Here is a 17,154-nt window from a genome sequence, read left to right as displayed (position 1 = left end):
TGCTCCTGCAATTTCCTTCGGCGCGGCCCCTTGACTCAAGGGGCCTGTTACTTCGATCTCTTTCCTCTTGTGCTTTGTTGACCTGATCGCTGCGACTGCGGCGTATCGCTGCTGCGCGTTGTCGCACGCGTGATACCGGTAGGGTCGGATTCCAATCGACTGCCGATAACACTGATCGGCGCGGCGAACGCATGATCCCGATCGAAGGGCGCGCGTGCTTACGCTTCGCTCTCATTCCCCTTGCGCCTTGTTAACCTGATCGCTGGGACCATGCTCTTTTGGCGCCTTGCGCCACTGGTGGAGTATTCGTATGCATGGTTCCAACAAGTCTGTTCTCCTGCAGGCCAACGAGGCCGTCATCGCGGGCGACAACGAAGGGTTCCTTTCCCACTGCACCGACGACATCCGGTGGACAACGGTGGGCGAGGGTACGCTCGAAGGTAAGGAGGCGGTGCGCCAGTGGATGAAGAGCGCCTACGCCACGCCGCCGCGTTTCACCGTTGACCGTCTGATTGCCGAGGACGACAGGGTGGTCGCGCTGGGCACGATCATCGGTGAAGGTGACGACGGTCAGCCGACTGAACTCGCCTACAGCGACGTCTGGCGGTTCCGCGACCGGAAGATGGTGGAGCTCAACGCCTTTGTGATCCAGCTACCGCGCTGACATGGCTTACGGAGCCCGGTCGGCCTGGCGGACGTGTTCCCACCCGCACAGTGCGTCGGCGCTCGACAGGTCAAGTCGGTTGTGCATCACGGCGGGAGGGTGACCATCCGCCAGTTCGATGAAAGTGCGCTCGCTGCAGATGTTGCTGGACAGCACCGCGATGCAGGTTGAGCCGGGCTGCTTGCTTGAGCGGTAGAGTATTCCCTCGTATCCCGCCCATTTGAGGAGAAGGCCGAAGCGCTGGCTGGGGGAGGGAAGGCCGAACTGTGCGGGCCACGCTCTCCAGTTCATATCCTGGAGATTCGCCTGCAGCTTCGCGGGCGTTCGTATGAGCAGATCGGACGGCCTTCCCATCTTCAGCGATCTGGCCAGCTTCTCAAGCTCGGGAGGGACAGCGAACTTCGCCAATACCTTGGCGACTGGCTTCAGGTTCTCGATGTTGCGGATGTCGAACACCCGTTCGATGTGTCCGTTCAATCGAACCGATGCATCGCTTTGGCGCAGGCTCATCTCCGCTGGAGTCAGGCCTGTCGCCTCCATCTTTTCCGATGCCATCTGGTAGCACTCGCGGAACGCGGTCTCATGCGCGTCGCCGATGTAGAGCGCCGGGAAGACGGCTGCGGCGCCCGACTCATCACAGTCATTTCCAATGCTGAATCGTCCACCGATCGACCTGACGCTGCCGGCAGCGGAGAGCGGTTCATTCGCATAGCGGTACTGCACCATGCGCACCCAGTTTTTGAAGTCATACGGCGGTGCGGGTTTGGCGTTCAGTGCCTCGATCAGCTGATCCCTGCGCCGCGCGCGTTCCGGCTCCAGGCCGTGGTAAAGCTCGTCATGAAGCGCATCCAACTCCCGCGAGCGTTTCTTCCACACCTCCAGATCAGACTCGGAAAACCTGTCGAGGACGTGGATGCTGGCCGGGAAGTCATTGGGAACACCGCGAACGGGAACCGGCTGTTGGCGCCTGCGTGGCATGCGTTACCTGACCTTGTCCTCTTGGATGGCGGTGACGATGAATCGGCGCAGCCGGTCATGCCTTCCCAGCCGGACCATGTCCCTGGGGGCAACATCGCCCAGCAATGGGTTCTTGGTGCGGAACCACAGCGCGGTCTTCGCGACGTCGCCCTGGAAAATGTCCGCCACCATGTTCGCGATTGCGCCGATTTCCTCCAGCCGCTCCTTGACCGCCTTGGGGACGTTCTCATCCCAACGGACGGATGCGCTGGATACCGACGCAATCTTGGACACCGCATTCCGATCCAGCTGCATGAACTCGGCGACCTTCTTTGGTTCGAAGTGGTCGCCGTTGCCGAAGTGCAGGGAGTCCCCTTGGGGGACGCTGAGGAAGAGGGGGGCTGTTTGCATGAGATGGGGGGGAGGATGCGGAATGGGCGGAGTATTGCACAGCCATGTGCCGTTCGCACCAACGTTGCACCACGATAAAACCAAATATAAAACAAGAAAATAACAAATAAAAACAAAGCGTTGTGGTCATATGGCCTGTAACTGGGCATGAGGTGGCGCGATTCATCCGTGTTGACGCTTTTGGTAGATCTCCTGCATCCGTAGTAACCGGCGGCACGCTATGCTTCGCGTCCTATCCCATCCCCCATCCAAGCCGCCATGAAACTGGCCATCCTTTCCCGCAACAGCAAGCTGTACTCCACGCGGCGGCTGGTGGACGCGGCGCGTTCGCGCGGGCATACCGTGCGCGTGCTCGACCCGCTGCGCTGTTACATGCGCATTGCCGCCGACGGTTTCACCATGCATTACAAGGGCCGGCCCATCACCGGGGTGGATGCGGTGATTCCGCGCATCGGCGCCTCGGTGACCCGCTACGGCACCGCCGTGCTGCGCCAGTTCGAGATGATGGGGGCGGTTACCCCCAACCCGTCCGATGCCATCCTGCGCGCCCGCGACAAGCTGCGCGCGCACCAGATCCTGGCCTCCAAGGGCATCGACATGCCGGTCACGGTGTTTGGCGACAACCCCGATGACACCGTGGACCTGCTCTCCATGCTGGGCCCGCCGCCGCATGTGGTGAAGCTCAACGAGGGCACCCAGGGGCGCGGGGTGATCCTGACCGAGAAGGCCAGCGCCTCGCGTGGCATCGTCGAGGCGCTGCGCGGGCTGTACGCCAATTTCCTGATGCAGGAGTTCATCGGCGAGGCCCAGGGCGCCGACCTGCGCTGCCTGGTGGTGGGCGACCATGTGGTGGCCGCCATGCAGCGCCAGGCCCCGGAAGGAGACTTCCGCTCCAACCTGCATGCCGGCGGCAGCGCCCGCGCGGCGAAGGCCACCCGGGCCGAGCAGCAGGTGGCGGTGCGCTCTGCTCGTGCGCTGGGGCTGGGGGTGGCCGGGGTGGACCTGATCCGCTCCAGCCGTGGCCCGCTGGTGCTGGAGGTCAACTCCACCCCCGGCCTGGAAGGGATCGAGGGGATCAGCCAGGACGACCTGGCCGGGCGCATCATCGAACACGTGGCCTCCCAGGTGGCTTCTGTGAAAAAGCCAGCAAAATCAAAGGTATGAATATTTTTTGAGGTCGACGGGCCGGTTTTAACACCGGTTTAATCGCCCCCGGCGTAGGCTTCAACGAACCGCAGCTCTGCCCTCCTCAGCAGATAACGGTAATCGGGAATGACTTCAGGCCCAGGCGGGATCCGTCTGGGCCTTTTTCTTCCCGTGCCAACGCTCACTTGCTGAGGTGAAGGCGAGGGGGATACATTCGGCTTTCCGTTCAGTTGACTAAGGATTGGTTGAAATGAAGCGAGTGATTCTGGCCGCCGGGACCGCGGCCCTCCTGCTGGCGCTGGGTACGGCGCAGGCAGCCCCCAAAGATGAGGTCTTCGCGCGCAACAAGCCGCTGGCAGAACAGGTTGACCTGATCGAAAAGGACCTCAATACCAACAACGAGATCTATTCCGAGCTCACCGGCGAAGACCGCAGCAAGGTCCGCCAGGCGTTGGGCCGCATACGCGGCTTGCTTGACCAATACCCTGAGCAGGCGGGCATTACCGAATCAGCCAAGCTCGAGCTGTACAACGACCAACAAGTTGTGAACACGGTTTTGACGAAGGCGCGCGAAGATAGCCGCCAGATCTGCACCCGCGAAAAGTCCACCGGCTCCCACCGGGCGACCACGCAGTGCAGGACCGTTGCCCAGCGCGAGCGCGACAAGGCCACTGCCCAGCGCGAACTGAATTCAGTACAGCGCGGCGGCGGCAAACTTACCAACTAGAGGTCACATGCGAATTCTTGTAATTGAAGACAACAGCGACATCGCCGCCAACCTGGGCGACTACCTCGAAGACCGCGGCCACACCGTGGACTTCGCCGCCGACGGCGTGACCGGCCTGCACCTGGCGGTCGTGCACGAGTTCGACGCGATCGTGCTGGATCTCAATCTGCCGGGCATGGATGGGATCGAGGTCTGCCGCAAGCTTCGCAATGAAGCGCGCAAGCAGACCCCGGTGCTCATGCTGACCGCACGGGATTCGCTGGACAACAAGCTGGCCGGGTTCGATTCCGGTGCCGACGACTACCTGATCAAGCCGTTCGCGCTGCAGGAAGTCGAAGTGCGTCTGAACGCCCTGTCGCGCCGCGGCAAGGGCGTGCAGACGCGGGTACTGGAAACCGGCGACCTGGAATACAACCTCGATACCCTCGAGGTTCGCCGCCAGGGCAAGTTGCTGCAGCTCAACCCCACCGCACTGAAGATCCTGCAGGCGCTCATGGAAGCGGCCCCGGCCGTGGTGACCCGCCAGGAGCTGGAAACCCGCGTGTGGGGCGAAGAGCTGCCCGATTCGGATTCGTTGCGCGTGCACATCCACGGCCTGCGCGCCGTGGTGGACAAGCCGTTCGAGGTGCCGTTGATCCAGACCCGCCATGGCATCGGATACCGCATCGCCGCCCCGGAAGCCTGATCCGGTGACGGGCAGGGGGGAGCGCCGCCGGGGCCCGTACCGGCGCCGGCTGCGCAGCCGCATCATCGTGTCGTTCGTGCTGTTGGGCTTCTGCCTGACAGCACTGTTTGCCTTCGCCACCAACCTGGCCCGCGCGCGCGTGGAAAACCAGCTGGTCGAAGACGTGATGAACCGCAACATCAACGAGTACGCGCACCGCTACTTCGCTGATCCCTCGCGCAACCCCGACCTTCCCGTGCAGCAGATGCGCGCGCGCATCGTGGGGCCGGACAAGTTCGAAGCGCTTCGCCAGGAAGAGCCGGACTGGTATGAATTCCGCGACGGCATCCACGGCCTGAGCGGCGTGGACGAGCGGGGCAACCCGTTCTCCTACAAGCTGGCGGTACGCAAGACCCCAGACGCCTGGTTCTTCCTCGCCTACGACATGACCGAAAGCCTGCGCGGCGCAGAGCAGTTGAACCGCGCGCTGTTCTTCTCGGTGCTGGTGTTCAGCGCGTTGTCGCTGGTGCTGGGTTGGTGGTCGGCCTCGAAGGTGATGAAGCCGGTGTCCGACCTGGCCGCGCGCCTGCGCGCCTACCGGGGCGGTACCAGTGACCCCACGCCCTTGGCACCGCGTTTCCCCGACGACGAAGTGGGGCAGCTGGCGCAGGCACTGGATGACTATTCGGCCCGGCTGACCGAAGTGGTACAGCGCGACCGCGAATTCAATGCCGACGTCAGCCACGAGCTGCGCACCCCGCTGGCCGTGATCCGCGGTGCCACCGAACTGCTGCTGACCCGGCCGGACCTGGACCCCAAGGTGCTGCAGCGCCTGCAGCGCATCCAGCGTGCCGAACAGCAGTGCACGGACCTGATTGGCGCGCTGCTGCTGCTCTCGCGCAACGAGCGCGGGCAGGGCAGCAGCAACGTAGCGCGGGTGGCCGAGCAGCTGCTCGATTCGCACCGCGCCCAGCTGGGCGGCAAGCCGCTGGAGCTGGTGCTGGAAGGCGACCGCGAACTGGTCATCGATGCCCCGGAATCGGCGCTGTCGGTGGCACTGGGCAACCTGATCGGCAATGCCGTGAAGTATTCGCAGGAAGGCTCGGTGCGGGTGCTGGTCACCGGCAACCGGGTTGAAGTGATCGACAGCGGCCCGGGCCTGAGCGAGCAGGACGCAGCCAAGCTGTTCCAACGCGGCTACCGCGGCACCCACGCCGGCCATTCGCAGGGCGGCGGTATCGGGCTGTCGATCGTGAGCCGGCTGTGCGATCTGTATGGCTGGCAGGTAAATGTGCGCCCGGGCGAAACCCGGGGCGTGGTAGCCACGCTGACGTTCGCCCCCGCCGGCTGACTTCGCCGTCCCGGCCGTAGAGCCACGCCCTGCGTGGCTGCTCTTCGCCGGATACCCCGCAGCCACGCAGGGCGTGGCTCTACGGTTTGGTGATTGCCAACATCCTGTAGGCGGTATCCAGGCGCTCCACTTCCGCCTGCAGATGGTCCGGGTGCCCATCATTGACCACCACGTCATCCGCCAGCGCCAGGCGCTCCTCGCGGCTGGCCTGCGCGGCAATCATCCGGTCGGCCAGATCGGCCGTGGTGCCATCGCGCTGCATCAGCCGCGCGTGCTGCACCGCCACCGGCGCATCCACCACCAGAATCCGGTCCAGCCACGGGTACTGCTGGCGGCCACCGGCTTCGGTCAGTAGCGGAATGGCTGCAATCGCATAGGGGCTCGCAGCCTGTTCACAGGTTTGCCGCAACAGCTCGCGAATGGCAGGGTGGGTAATGGCTTCCAGCGCCTGCCGTTCCTGCGCGGAGCTGAAGATGCGCTCGCGCAGCGCGGCGCGGTCAAGCTGGCCATCGGCCAGCAGGATTCCAGAACCAAAGTGCGCCACGATCCGGGCCAGCCCGTCGCTGCCAGGGGCCACCACGGCGCGCGCGGCCATGTCGGCATCAGCGATGGTGATGCCCAGCGCCTCGAAGCGCCGGGTTACCTCGGTCTTGCCGGCGGCGACGCCGCCGGTCAATCCAATCACGAACTGGCTCATCGCTGCCCTCAGCGCAGGCCGGACATTCTCAGGTAGGCGTTGATCAGCGGCTCGCCCCACATGAACACGATCCAGCCAGCAACGGCCAGGTACGGCCCAAACGGGATCGGGGTGGCGCGGTCGCGGCCCCGCGAGTACAGCCAGATCGAGCCGATGATGGCGCCCACCACCGACGACAGCAGGATGATGGGCAGGATGCCCTTCAACCCGCACCAGGCGCCCAGCGCGGCCAACAGCTTGAAATCGCCATGGCCAATGCCTTCCTTGCCGGTGATCTGCTTGAACAGCCACCACACCGACCACAGCAGCAGGTAGCCGGCAATGGCGCCCAGCAGGGCGGGCTTGGCCGGCATGTACAGGTTGTCGATGCTGCCTATCAGCCCCAGCCACATCAGCGGCAGGGTCAACTGGTCCGGTAGCAGCTGGGTGCGCAGGTCAATGCCGGACAACGCGACCAGGAAGCAGCTCAGCACGATGGCGCCAAAGCCCTGCCAGCCGAAGCCGAACTGCCACACGCTGGCCACCACCAGTACGCCGGTCAACAGCTCGACCAACGGGTACTGGATGGAGATGGGCGCCTTGCAGTGGCGGCACTTGCCACCCAGCACCAGCCAGCTGAACAGCGGGATGTTCTCGTACCAGGACAGCTTGTGCTTGCAGTGCGGGCAGTGCGACGGCTCGACCACGATCCCGGGCGGGGGTGGCTCGTAGATGTCCGGAAGCTCGAGCACCTCGCGGGCGTCGCGCTTCCACTGCCACTCCAGCCGCTTGGGCAGCCGCAGGATCACCACATTGAGGAAGCTGCCAATCAGCAACCCCAGTGCGGCCGCGGCGGGATAGCCGAGGCCGGGATGCTGGTCGAGAAATGCCATTGATTGATTATCCGACTACGGAGGCGAGCTTGAAGATGGGCAGATACATGCCGATGACCATGCCGCCGACGATAGTACCAATAACCACCATCACAATCGGCTCCAGCAGGCTGCTCAGTGCGTCCACCGCGTTGTTCACTTCCTGCTCGAAGTACTCGGCCACCTTGAACAGCATGGCATCCAGGGCGCCGGCCTCTTCACCGATGGCCGTCATCTGGATGACCATGTGCGGGAACAGGTTGGTCTGCTTCATGGCCATATTGACCGGGAAGCCGACCGACACGTCGCCGCGCATGCGCAGAACCGCCTCTTCGTACACCTTGTTGCCGGTAGCGCCGGCCACGATGCCCAGCGCTTCCACCAGCGGTACACCAGCCTTGAAGGTAACGGCGGTGGTGCGGGCGAAGCGGGCGATGGCGCTGTTGTGCATCAGCTGGCCGATGACCGGGATCCTGAGGATCAGGCGATCAAACGCGTGCTGCATTGATGGTGAGCGCTTGTATGCGGCGAGGAATCCGAAGATACCGCCTACCAAGACAATGAGGATCAACCACCACCAGGACACCATGAACTTTGAAAGGTTCACGATCATTTGAGTGAACGCCGGCAGCTCTGCACCGAAGCCCTTGAACACATCCTCAAACTGTGGCACGACCCAGACAAGCAGGATTCCGCTTACCAGCAGGGCGACCGCGAATACCATGATCGGATAGAACAGCGCCTTCTTGATCTTGCCTTTGAGGGCTTCGATGTTCTCTTTATAGTTGGCGACCGTTTCCAGCACCGTTTCCAAAACACCGGCACCTTCGCCTGCACGGACAAGGTTGCGGTACAGCTCATCGAACTGCACAGGGTGCTTGCTGATGGCCTCATACAAGGACGAGCCACCCTCGATGTCCGTCCGGATGCTGTCCACCATCTTCTTCATGCGCGGGTTCTTGTGCCCGCTGGCGATGATGTCCAGTGCACCCACAATGGGAACACCTGACTTCATCATGGTCGCCATCTGGCGGCTGAAGAAGGCAATGTCCTTGGCGCTGACCGGTTTGCCGGCCGATCCGAAAAGCGGCTTAGGCTTGACCTTGACTACGTTGGGCGTGATGCCCATGCGCCGCAACTCGGCGCGCAACAAGTTGGCGTTCTTCGCGGGCTGTTCGCCCTTCATCTTCACGCCCCGCTTGTCGGTCCCCTCCCAGACAAACGGCTGCAACTCCATGGTGCTACGCGCCACGGGCTCTTTCTTGACGGCACTACGGCTCACAGACATACAGGCTCCCCAGCCGCGCCATCCCCAGGCGGGCTTCTGCGCCGAATGGTAGCTGGTTCCGGGGCGTCATGGCATCCCTCCCTGACGGCAATCCGTGACCGGGGTCCAGGACCGGGGCCGTCAAAAGGTGACGCAACGCGTCACAATGCCAGTTGGGTCGCAAATTACCGTGAGGGGGGTTCCAATCCTGAAGATTGCTGCCATCATTGCGCCGGGGAATGCTGGGGAGCATTGCTGAGAAGTTGGCACGCAACCTGCTTTCAACCACCCGCACGGGCGATTGCCTTGCTCAGCCGGTTTTCCGGCCAGGCGCGACCCAGTGTTCATTTTTCAAACCACCTCTAGGGGATGTACTCATGAAGAAGCAGCAGGGCTTTACCCTCATCGAACTGATGATCGTTGTCGCGATCATTGCCATCCTGGCCGCTATTGCACTGCCGGCGTACCAGAACTACGTCGCCAAGTCGCAGGTTGCTGCCGGCCTGGCCGAAGTGACCCCGGGCAAGACCGCTTTCGAAGTGCTGGTCAATGATGGCAAGGCCACCACGATCAACCCGGAAGCCGTTGGTCTGAAGACCTCCGAGCGTTGCACCATCGGTGCCACCGGCGCCGCTGATGGCACCGGCACCCTGACCTGCACCATCCTCAATGGTAGCCCGAAGGTTAACGGCGCCGTGATCACCTGGACCCGCGCCGCTGACGGTACCTGGGCTTGCAGCACCACGGTCACCGACAAGCCCAAGTGGGCTCCGGCTACCTGCCAGGGCTAATAGTCCGCCCTCGTAAGGCAGATCGAGGCCCCGCCACCGTGCGGGGCCTTTTTGTTGGCATGAGTTTTGCTCGCTCCTTCTGGGGACCTAATGTTGGTGGGTGTAAAATGCGTAGCAGGGGATTCACGCTGATTGAGCTGATGATCGTAGTTGCGATCATCTCCATCCTGGCGGCCATTGCGCTTCCGGCTTATCAGAACTATGTGGCCAAAGCCCAAGTCACCTCGGCTTTGGCTGATATCGCGCCCGCCAAGACTGGAATTGAAACGGCGCTTGCCGATGCCCTTCCGACGTCGGAGATCACAACTGCTTATCTCGGGCTGGCAGCGGGAACCAGGCATTGTTCGACAGTTGACCTCACACTTGCCGGCGGAGGTCAGGCGACGTTGAGCTGTGTACTTGAGGGGGGTAGTGCGGTGGTTGGCAAGTCGCTTCACCTCCGGCGTTCGAGCGATGGCGGGTGGACGTGCGACGCTGCGGCTTTCGATGTGAAACACCGTCCAAGTACTTGCGGCTGAGTCGCCGCGGCCGGCCGTGACCCGGTTATGATGCCAAGATCGCCGTAGGAGTCGCCAGAATGAATGCCGTCGTTACTGCCAACCTCGTCGGAATTACCGGCATCGCTCGCCGTCTAGTGCAGGACGGGGCGCTGGAAGAGGCTGCGGCCCGCGACGCCATGGCCAAGGCGTCTGCCGCCAAGCAGCCATTGCCTCAGTACTTTGCTGAGAAGAAGCTGGTTACCCCCTCACAGCTGGCTGCGGCTAATGCGCTGGAATTTGGCATGCCTTTGCTGGATGTTTCGGTATTCGACGCGTCCCACAGTGCAATCAGTCTGGTCAGCGAAGAGCTCCTTCGTAAGCACCACGTGCTGCCGCTCTTGAAGCGTGGAGGAAAGCTGTTCATTGGCACCAGTGATCCAACCCATTCGCTGGATGAGATCAAGTTCCACACCAACCTCGTCGTCGAGCCGATCCTGGTCGATGAAGACCAGATCCGTCGCACGTTGGAGCAATGGCAATCCAAGCACGATACCCTTGGCGGCTCGCTGGGTGGTGGCGATGACGACGGCATGGGTGACCTCGACGTCTCCTCCGGTGAAGAAGAAGGTGGTAGCGCAGATTCCGGTGTTGACGCTAAGGGCGACGACACTCCGGTAGTTAAATTCGTCAATAAAGTGTTGGTCGACGCGATCCGTAAGGGAGCTTCAGATATTCACTTCGAGCCGTACGAAGACGACTATCGCGTGCGCTTCCGCATTGACGGTCTGCTCAAGAACGTGGCCAAGGCCCCGGTCAAGCTCAATCAGCGTATTGCCGCACGCCTGAAGGTCATGTCCCAGCTGGACATCGCTGAAAAGCGCGTGCCGCAGGACGGGCGCATCAAGCTCAACCTGTCCAAGACCAAGCAGATCGATTTCCGTGTCAGCACCCTGCCGACCCTGTTCGGCGAAAAGATCGTGCTGCGTATCCTGGACGGCAGCGCCGCCAAGCTGGGCATCGACAAGCTCGGCTACGAAGAGGTGCAGCAGAAGCTGTTCCTGGAAGCCATCCACAAACCGTACGGCATGGTGCTGGTTACCGGCCCGACGGGTTCGGGTAAGACCGTGTCGCTGTACACCGCGCTGGGCATCCTCAACGATGAAACGCGCAACATCTCAACGGCGGAAGACCCGGTTGAAATCCGGCTGCCCGGCGTCAACCAGGTGCAGCAGAACGTAAAGCGCGGCATGACATTCGCCGCAGCGTTGCGCTCGTTCCTGCGCCAGGATCCGGACATCATCATGGTCGGCGAAATCCGTGACCTTGAAACCGCGGAAATCGCGATCAAGGCAGCGCAGACCGGCCACATGGTGCTGTCCACGCTGCATACCAATGATGCGCCGCAGACCATCGCGCGCCTGATGAACATGGGCATCGCGCCGTTCAACATCACCAGCTCCGTTACGCTGGTGATCGCGCAGCGATTGGCTCGCCGCCTCTGCAACAACTGCAAACGGCCGGTGGATCTGCCACCCAACGCGCTGCTGGCGGAAGGTTTTACCCAGGCCCAGCTGGATGCGGGTATCACGCTCTACGAGGCCGTGGGGTGCGAGGAGTGCACCGAAGGTTACAAGGGCCGTACGGGTATCTACCAGGTCATGCCAATGAGTGAGGAGATCTCGGTGATTGTGCTGGCCGGCGGTAACGCCATCCAGATCGCCGAAGCTGCGCAGCGTGCAGGCGTCAACGACCTGCGCCAGTCTGCTTTGATCAAAGCGGCTGCAGGCACTACCAGTCTGGCTGAGATCAATCGGGTGACCAAGGATTAAGCTCCGAACGGAGCAGAGCGGGGAGGCAGCTGGCTGGGCGAGCAGCCAACCTGCCTTGGCGTGGATCCGAAGTTCTGCCCAGAACTGGCAGTTGAGGGTGTGGCATGGCACTGAGTGCCAGCCACGCCGCTCGTTGGACTGACCGCCGCTTGCGATGAGATTGGAGTGAGCAGCGCCGTTGGCTGGGCATTGATGACATCTTGGCCAGATGTGGAAACGAGACGCTGCTCTCGGTTCAGAGGCTGATTTTAGGCAACACTTCGCCGAATTTGGGGCGGCGTGGATGCTTGTGCCTGTCTCGCCGATGCTGGACCGGTAACTGACAAGGAAGTCGATGTGATCTCACGAGCTCTGATGCTCTTCGCGCTGCTATTGGCCACGTCTTTCACTCCGCATGCATTCGCGCAGCAATCTCCGCTACCAACGGAGTTCTGCTATGACGCTCGTTGCTATCGCTCATTGGCCCAGGCTGAGGCGGATATGCGCGCAAGTACGGGGATCTATGGTCCGCACTGGCGCTTGACCAAGGTGAATCGGACTGGCGTCAGAACCACTGGCGATGTCCTGCAGTACAGCTACAGAATTGACGACCAGCCGCCTGAACTCGTTGGTCCGGACGAATACCGCGTCGCGGGTGGTGAGCCTTATCCGACGGAAGAATCTGGCATCGAAGCTCTGTTGCAGCGGCTTCGTGGCGGAAATCCGCAGTGTGAGATCAATCGCGTCGGCATGGTCGGCGGCCATGGCGAGCCCTACGTTCGCATTCAAGGGAACGGGCGAACGGGTGCAGTCCTGAACTTTTCGATGGTGGGTAACAACCCGCAGCCGAACAAATATGTCCAGATTCAGACGTGGTGTGCCGCTTGGTCGCCGCCAAGTCCTCCCAGGATCGATAACTTCTGGGTGCCAAAACAGCACAGTGTCGAGTGCGCCGAGGGCTTCTTGATCAAAGAAGGAAGCAATCCTCAGTATGTTCCGGGTTCGACCGATCTGGACTGGCCGAACATATGCCGGCCGGCGAAGACTTCGGCAGCAATCCAGGCATACAACATCAAACAAACGACCAGTTGCTCCATCAATTCCAATCCCTGCTATCCCGCAACGGGGGACAAAGCGCGCTCCGAGCCTGATTTTTCGTTTGCAGGCCAGGAGTTCGTTCGTTTTTACCACTCGCTTAACCAGCTTCAGGCAGCCAAGGAACTTGGTACTGGTTGGTCGCATAGCTACGCAGACTTCATCCTGCCAGGCTCCTCCCGTGGGAGTCGTGCAGACGAGCGAGGTTATCTCCAGACTTACTCCCGAGGCCGTGGAAATCAAGCCTCGGGTGAAGTTCTGCGGGCTGGTGTTGATGGAACATCTGAGCTCGTCCAGGCGGGCGGGGTTGTGCGTGTTTACAACAGTGACGGGCGCCTGATCATGGTTGATACCGGGGCGCCCAGTACCAGTACGACTGTCGCCTACGATAAGAAGGGTCGAGTTGATCGCATCACAGACGGTCGGGGCGGCTCGCTGGTGTTCGGTTACGACGGCGAGTGGCTCTCCTCCATCACTCTTCCGGACGGCTCGCAAGCAGAGTACTTGTACGACGCGTCTGGAAATCTGACAGGAGTCACTCGACCTGACGGCAGCACGCGCACGTATCTGTACGCTGAGGCTGGATTGGCGCCAGCGGCCATTCCGAACCTCCTCACCGGGATTGTGGAAGGCGGCGATCGCTACGCGACCTTCTCTTACGACAGTAATGGCATGGTGACGGGGAGCCGCTTGCACGCTGCGGGACTACCCGTCGATGCAACAGCGATCACCTACAACGCTGATGGCACGGCTACGTCTGTCAGCAGTCTTGGCGATGTGAGGCAGCACGTCATAGCAGGCCGCCGGTTCAGTGCCATTACCAAGACGACAGACGCGCAAGGGGTGCATTCCTTCAACTACGATGAGCTTGGTCGACTTGCGTCCAGAGTCGATGCGCTTGGCAACCGCACAACCCAGTCTTACGTCGACTCCAGTAGCGGCACAGTTTCCCAGGTCGCCACCCGCACCGAAGAATCAATCGGCCGCATCACCCGCACCACCCGCGATGCCAACAACCGCGTCGTGGAAGAGCGCGTTAGCAAGAAGATTGCCGGTAGCGAGCTGCTCACCTCCCTGAGCCGTCAGGTCTACGACGCTCAAGGCCACGTACTGTTCTCCTGCCAGTACGACGCCAACCAACCCACCGACTATGTCTGCGGCTCCCTCGCCACGGCACCCATCAACGTGCGTCAGTCCCAGAACACCTACTGCACTGAAGCCGACTCAGCCGCCAACGGCACGCAATGCCCCTTGCCCGGCCTGCAACTCACCACAATCAACCCAGCCGGCGCCGTCACCCGCTTCGAGTACCACGCTGCCAACGACGCCGGCTGCGACGCCAACGGCGAGTGCCGCTTCCGCAAGGGTGACCTGCGCGCAGAGATAGACCCCCTCAATCGCCGCACCGAATACCTGGAGTACGACGCCTTCGGCCGTGCCGTACAGGTCCGTGGCATCGACGGCGTGGTCGTGGAGCAGCTGTACGACCACAACAGCCGCGTCCTCGCCCAAACCATCAAGGGCGATGCACCGGCCAACGATCGAATCCGCCTCTACGAGTACAACTCAACCGGCAAGCTCACCCGTGTCACCCAGCCCGATGGCGTCTGGACCCGGATGCACTACGACACGGCCGACCGCCTCACCAGCGTGGAAGACGCCGCAGGCAACCGCATCAACTACGTGCTGGACGGCGCAGGCAACCGCCTGCGCGAGGAAGTGCGCGACAGCAGCGGCGTGCTGCGACGTGCCCTTGATCGCATGTTCGACACTGCCAGCCGCATGACCCGGGTGACCGGCGCATCCGGCCAGTCCACCCAGCTGCGCTACGACGCCGTGGGCAACCTGCTGGAAACCGAGAATCCGGCCGGCACCGTGTCCAAGAGTACCTACGACGGGATCGGACGCCCGACCAAACAGATCGATGACCTCGGCGGCATCAACGCCGAGATGCGCTACGAGTACGCAGCCAATGGCCAGGTCGAACGAGTGGTCGATCCCAAGGGCCTGGCGACCACCTACGCCTACGATGGATTCGGCCAGCTGGCCTCCCAGACCAGCCCTGATACCGGCACCACGCAGTTCACCTACGACCGTCTCGGCAACCCGCTTACCCGAACCGACGCCCGTGGCGTAACGGCGCAGTACGAGCACGACGCGGTGGGTCGCACCACGGCCGTACGGTTCATCGATCCGGCGGCAGATATCCAGTACGTCTACGACCAGCCATCCGCCCAATGTCCGGCAGGTGAGCGGGCAGGCGTGGGTCGCCTTTCCAGCATGATCGATTCCAGCGGCCGCACGGACTATTGCTACAGCCCGGTGGGCGATCTGGTGCGCCGCATGCAGGTGGTAGAGGGGCAGGCGCTGGTGCTGCGCTACGCCTATGCGCCGTCGGGACGACTGCAGTCGATGACCTACCCGGATGGAAGCTTGGTCGACTATGGATACGACACGCTGGGCCAGGTAAGCAGCGTGGGTGTCACCCCGGCAGGCGGCATCCGCGAAGTGCTGCTGCAGGGGGTACAGACGCTACCGTTCGGGCCTGAGCAGACCTGGACGTTTGGAAACGGGCGTCGATTGGACCGCAGCTATGACTTGGACTACCGGCCGGTGGCGATCAGCGATGGCCGCGATGGTCTTAACGTCACCTTCGGGCTCGATGAAGCGGGGAACATTACCTCGCTGACCGATGGCGGTCAGCAGGAGCAGGGCGCGACGCTGGACTACGACGCCCTGGGCCGCCTGACGGATTTTAGGGATGCACCAACGGGTGTGGCCATCGAGCAGTACAGCTACGATGCGACCGGAAACCGTCTGTCGTTCGGTAACTCAACGGGAACGAAGGCATACGTATATCCTGCAGACAGCCACCGATTGGCATCAATCGATGGTGTCGCGCGCGGGTACGATGCAATGGGCAACACGCTAACCATCGGCAGTGACTGGCATTACGCTTACGACCTTGTGGGGCGACTCAAGAATGCGACGCAAGGCAGTTCTGCGCAGGCCAGCTATCGACACAACGCGGCGGGGCAGCGTGTTCTGCAGCAGGTCGGTGCTGAAAAGACGCTGCACCTGCATGGCGAGGGCGGCGAGTGGCTGGGCAGCTATGGCGCGACCGGCGTCCCGGCTCAGCAGGTCGTATGGGTGGGCTCCCGCCCGGTTGGCCTGATCCAGGCTGGCAAGGTACTCTACGTCGAGTCCGACCATCTGAGTTCGCCGCGCGCAGTAATCGATCCGCAGCGAGATGTTGCGGTGTGGCGGTGGAGCTTGTTGGGTGAGGCATTTGGTAGTGGAGCGTTGGATGAAGACCCGGACCAAGACGGAACCGTGCAGGTCTTTGACCTTCGCTTCCCCGGCCAACGAGTCGATGTAAATAGTGGTCTGAATTACAACTACTTCAGAGACTACGAGCCCGGCTCCGGCCGCTATGCGCAGAGTGATCCAGTGGGACTGGCTGCTGGACCCGCCACCTATGGATATGTTGGTGGTATGCCAATTGCTGCATATGATCCGCAAGGGCTCGCTGCGGTTCGTGATCCGGGTCTACTTCCAGGGGAGCGAACTCCGGATGGCACCGTTTACTGCGACGATGGGGTGGTGAAGCCATTCGTGAACTGGGGGAGGCTCGCTACCTATGATCAGGCTTGTTTGGGTGATTGTTTGGTTGTTCACGAGCAAACTCATGTTGCCGACGCGACAAGGTCAAATCCAGGAGTTTGCCGCTACTGGGGATGGATTCCCGTACTGCATCCTAAGGGTCTGGTCAGCTTCGACAATGACCAAGAGAGGCTGTCGAGCGAATTCAGGGCGTACGCCGCTGAGCTTCGCTGCCTGATGAAGAAGCTAAAAAGCGAAAGCTGCGAAGGAGGTATGTGTGACACGGTCGTCCGGGCTCGAATTCAGTACATAGTAAGCAAACTTCTTCCCTCTGTTCGAAATGGAACCTATCCAAATGTTGACTAGGCGCAAGAGGATATGCTGCTTTGCACCGCTGTCCATATCGGCGCTGATCTTCGCAGCGGGCTGTTCAAAGCCTGAGGTCAATTGCGGAGTTTCTGTGACTCCACAGCACCCAACGGATTTCGAGCTGCAGCTCTTGAAAGTTGCGAGGGCGAGTTCTGAAGATTTCTGCACCCAAGTCCAGGGGGCAAAATGTGACCTGTCCGTTTATGAGACCAAAGCGGGTTGGACAGTCAAAGCGACGCCTAGCTTTCCCTATCACGGTAGGTGCGTAACCCGC

Annotated in this window: 14 protein-coding genes; 9 read left to right on the top strand and 5 right to left on the bottom strand. The window is 61.8% G+C overall.

The window, feature by feature from the left end; all coding sequences use genetic code 11:
• Nucleotides 1-310 precede the first annotated feature (310 nt).
• Nucleotides 311-664, top strand: coding sequence for a nuclear transport factor 2 family protein (locus NMB40_RS13790; protein WP_494358777.1), 354 nt, complete (start codon nucleotides 311-313; stop codon nucleotides 662-664).
• 6 nt (nucleotides 665-670) lie between these two features.
• On the opposite strand, the gene NMB40_RS13785 is transcribed toward NMB40_RS13790, so the two are convergent.
• Nucleotides 671-1,642, bottom strand: a complete 972-nt coding sequence (locus NMB40_RS13785; RefSeq protein ID WP_494358776.1) for an RES family NAD+ phosphorylase — start codon at nucleotides 1,640-1,642, stop codon at nucleotides 671-673.
• A 3-nt stretch (nucleotides 1,643-1,645) separates the two neighbouring features.
• Nucleotides 1,646-2,032, bottom strand: a complete 387-nt coding sequence (locus NMB40_RS13780) for a hypothetical protein (RefSeq protein ID WP_494358775.1) — start codon at nucleotides 2,030-2,032, stop codon at nucleotides 1,646-1,648.
• Between the two features lie 258 nt (nucleotides 2,033-2,290).
• Between NMB40_RS13780 and rimK the strand changes: the two genes are divergently transcribed.
• From rimK to NMB40_RS13760, 4 genes are all read left to right on the top strand, one after another.
• Nucleotides 2,291-3,196 carry a 30S ribosomal protein S6--L-glutamate ligase gene (rimK, locus tag NMB40_RS13775; protein ID WP_494358774.1) on the top strand — a complete coding sequence of 302 codons (906 nt, stop codon included), beginning with the start codon at nucleotides 2,291-2,293 and terminating at the stop codon, nucleotides 3,194-3,196.
• A gap of 232 nt (nucleotides 3,197-3,428) precedes the next feature.
• A complete protein-coding gene (locus NMB40_RS13770; RefSeq protein WP_494358773.1) occupies nucleotides 3,429-3,905 on the top strand; it encodes a hypothetical protein in 477 nt (158 codons plus the stop codon).
• Nucleotides 3,906-3,912: 7 nt separating this feature from the next.
• Nucleotides 3,913-4,590 carry a response regulator transcription factor gene (locus tag NMB40_RS13765; RefSeq protein WP_017356179.1) on the top strand — a complete coding sequence of 226 codons (678 nt, stop codon included), beginning with the start codon at nucleotides 3,913-3,915 and terminating at the stop codon, nucleotides 4,588-4,590.
• Nucleotides 4,553-5,920: a sensor histidine kinase gene (locus tag NMB40_RS13760; protein WP_494358772.1), complete on the top strand. Its 1,368-nt coding sequence runs from the start codon at nucleotides 4,553-4,555 to the stop codon at nucleotides 5,918-5,920. The genes NMB40_RS13765 and NMB40_RS13760 overlap by 38 nt, the downstream gene beginning before the upstream one ends.
• A gap of 79 nt (nucleotides 5,921-5,999) precedes the next feature.
• Here the strand turns inward: NMB40_RS13760 and coaE are convergent, their stop codons facing one another.
• The 3 genes from coaE to NMB40_RS13745 are packed head-to-tail and all read right to left on the bottom strand — an operon-like array spanning nucleotide 6,000 to nucleotide 8,756.
• On the bottom strand, nucleotides 6,000-6,617 hold the full coding sequence (coaE, locus tag NMB40_RS13755; RefSeq protein ID WP_494358771.1) for a dephospho-CoA kinase: 618 nt from the start codon (nucleotides 6,615-6,617) through the stop codon (nucleotides 6,000-6,002).
• A gap of 8 nt (nucleotides 6,618-6,625) precedes the next feature.
• Complete coding sequence (locus NMB40_RS13750) at nucleotides 6,626-7,489, bottom strand: prepilin peptidase (RefSeq protein ID WP_494358770.1); 864 nt, start codon at nucleotides 7,487-7,489, stop codon at nucleotides 6,626-6,628.
• A gap of 7 nt (nucleotides 7,490-7,496) precedes the next feature.
• Nucleotides 7,497-8,756, bottom strand: coding sequence for a type II secretion system F family protein (locus tag NMB40_RS13745; RefSeq protein ID WP_494358769.1), 1,260 nt, complete (start codon nucleotides 8,754-8,756; stop codon nucleotides 7,497-7,499).
• A 356-nt stretch (nucleotides 8,757-9,112) separates the two neighbouring features.
• Here NMB40_RS13745 and NMB40_RS13740 point away from each other — a divergent pair, with 356 nt between their 5' ends.
• The 4 genes from NMB40_RS13740 (at nucleotide 9,113) to NMB40_RS13725 (ending at nucleotide 16,877) form a co-directional block, all read left to right on the top strand.
• On the top strand, nucleotides 9,113-9,526 hold the full coding sequence (locus NMB40_RS13740) for a pilin (RefSeq protein ID WP_494358768.1): 414 nt from the start codon (nucleotides 9,113-9,115) through the stop codon (nucleotides 9,524-9,526).
• A gap of 59 nt (nucleotides 9,527-9,585) precedes the next feature.
• Nucleotides 9,586-10,044 carry a pilin gene (locus tag NMB40_RS13735; RefSeq protein WP_494358767.1) on the top strand — a complete coding sequence of 153 codons (459 nt, stop codon included), beginning with the start codon at nucleotides 9,586-9,588 and terminating at the stop codon, nucleotides 10,042-10,044.
• Between the two features lie 59 nt (nucleotides 10,045-10,103).
• Entirely contained in the window at nucleotides 10,104-11,834 is a 1,731-nt protein-coding gene (gene pilB / locus NMB40_RS13730) for a type IV-A pilus assembly ATPase PilB (protein ID WP_494358766.1), read from the top strand.
• 279 nt (nucleotides 11,835-12,113) lie between these two features.
• Entirely contained in the window at nucleotides 12,114-16,877 is a 4,764-nt protein-coding gene (locus tag NMB40_RS13725; protein WP_494358765.1) for an RHS repeat-associated core domain-containing protein, read from the top strand.
• Nucleotides 16,878-17,154: the final 277 nt, after the last annotated feature.

The sequence above is a fragment of the Stenotrophomonas sp. FBCC-B152 genome, from assembly GCF_059134105.1.
This window is presented reverse-complemented; position numbering and strand designations above follow the sequence as displayed.

Excerpts from the sequence above, each read along its gene's own strand:
- NMB40_RS13790 (WP_494358777.1), top strand. The coding sequence starts at position 311 with ATGCATGGTTCCAACAAGTCTGTTCTCCTGCAGGCCAACGAGGCCGTC.
- NMB40_RS13785 (WP_494358776.1), bottom strand. The coding sequence starts at position 1,642 with ATGCCACGCAGGCGCCAACAGCCGGTTCCCGTTCGCGGTGTTCCCAAT.
- NMB40_RS13780 (WP_494358775.1), bottom strand. The coding sequence starts at position 2,032 with ATGCAAACAGCCCCCCTCTTCCTCAGCGTCCCCCAAGGGGACTCCCTG.
- rimK (WP_494358774.1), top strand. The coding sequence starts at position 2,291 with ATGAAACTGGCCATCCTTTCCCGCAACAGCAAGCTGTACTCCACGCGG.
- NMB40_RS13770 (WP_494358773.1), top strand. The coding sequence starts at position 3,429 with ATGAAGCGAGTGATTCTGGCCGCCGGGACCGCGGCCCTCCTGCTGGCG.
- NMB40_RS13765 (WP_017356179.1), top strand. The coding sequence starts at position 3,913 with ATGCGAATTCTTGTAATTGAAGACAACAGCGACATCGCCGCCAACCTG.
- NMB40_RS13760 (WP_494358772.1), top strand. The coding sequence starts at position 4,553 with ATGGCATCGGATACCGCATCGCCGCCCCGGAAGCCTGATCCGGTGACG.
- coaE (WP_494358771.1), bottom strand. The coding sequence starts at position 6,617 with ATGAGCCAGTTCGTGATTGGATTGACCGGCGGCGTCGCCGCCGGCAAG.
- NMB40_RS13750 (WP_494358770.1), bottom strand. The coding sequence starts at position 7,489 with ATGGCATTTCTCGACCAGCATCCCGGCCTCGGCTATCCCGCCGCGGCC.
- NMB40_RS13745 (WP_494358769.1), bottom strand. The coding sequence starts at position 8,756 with ATGTCTGTGAGCCGTAGTGCCGTCAAGAAAGAGCCCGTGGCGCGTAGC.
- NMB40_RS13740 (WP_494358768.1), top strand. The coding sequence starts at position 9,113 with ATGAAGAAGCAGCAGGGCTTTACCCTCATCGAACTGATGATCGTTGTC.
- NMB40_RS13735 (WP_494358767.1), top strand. The coding sequence starts at position 9,586 with ATGAGTTTTGCTCGCTCCTTCTGGGGACCTAATGTTGGTGGGTGTAAA.
- pilB (WP_494358766.1), top strand. The coding sequence starts at position 10,104 with ATGAATGCCGTCGTTACTGCCAACCTCGTCGGAATTACCGGCATCGCT.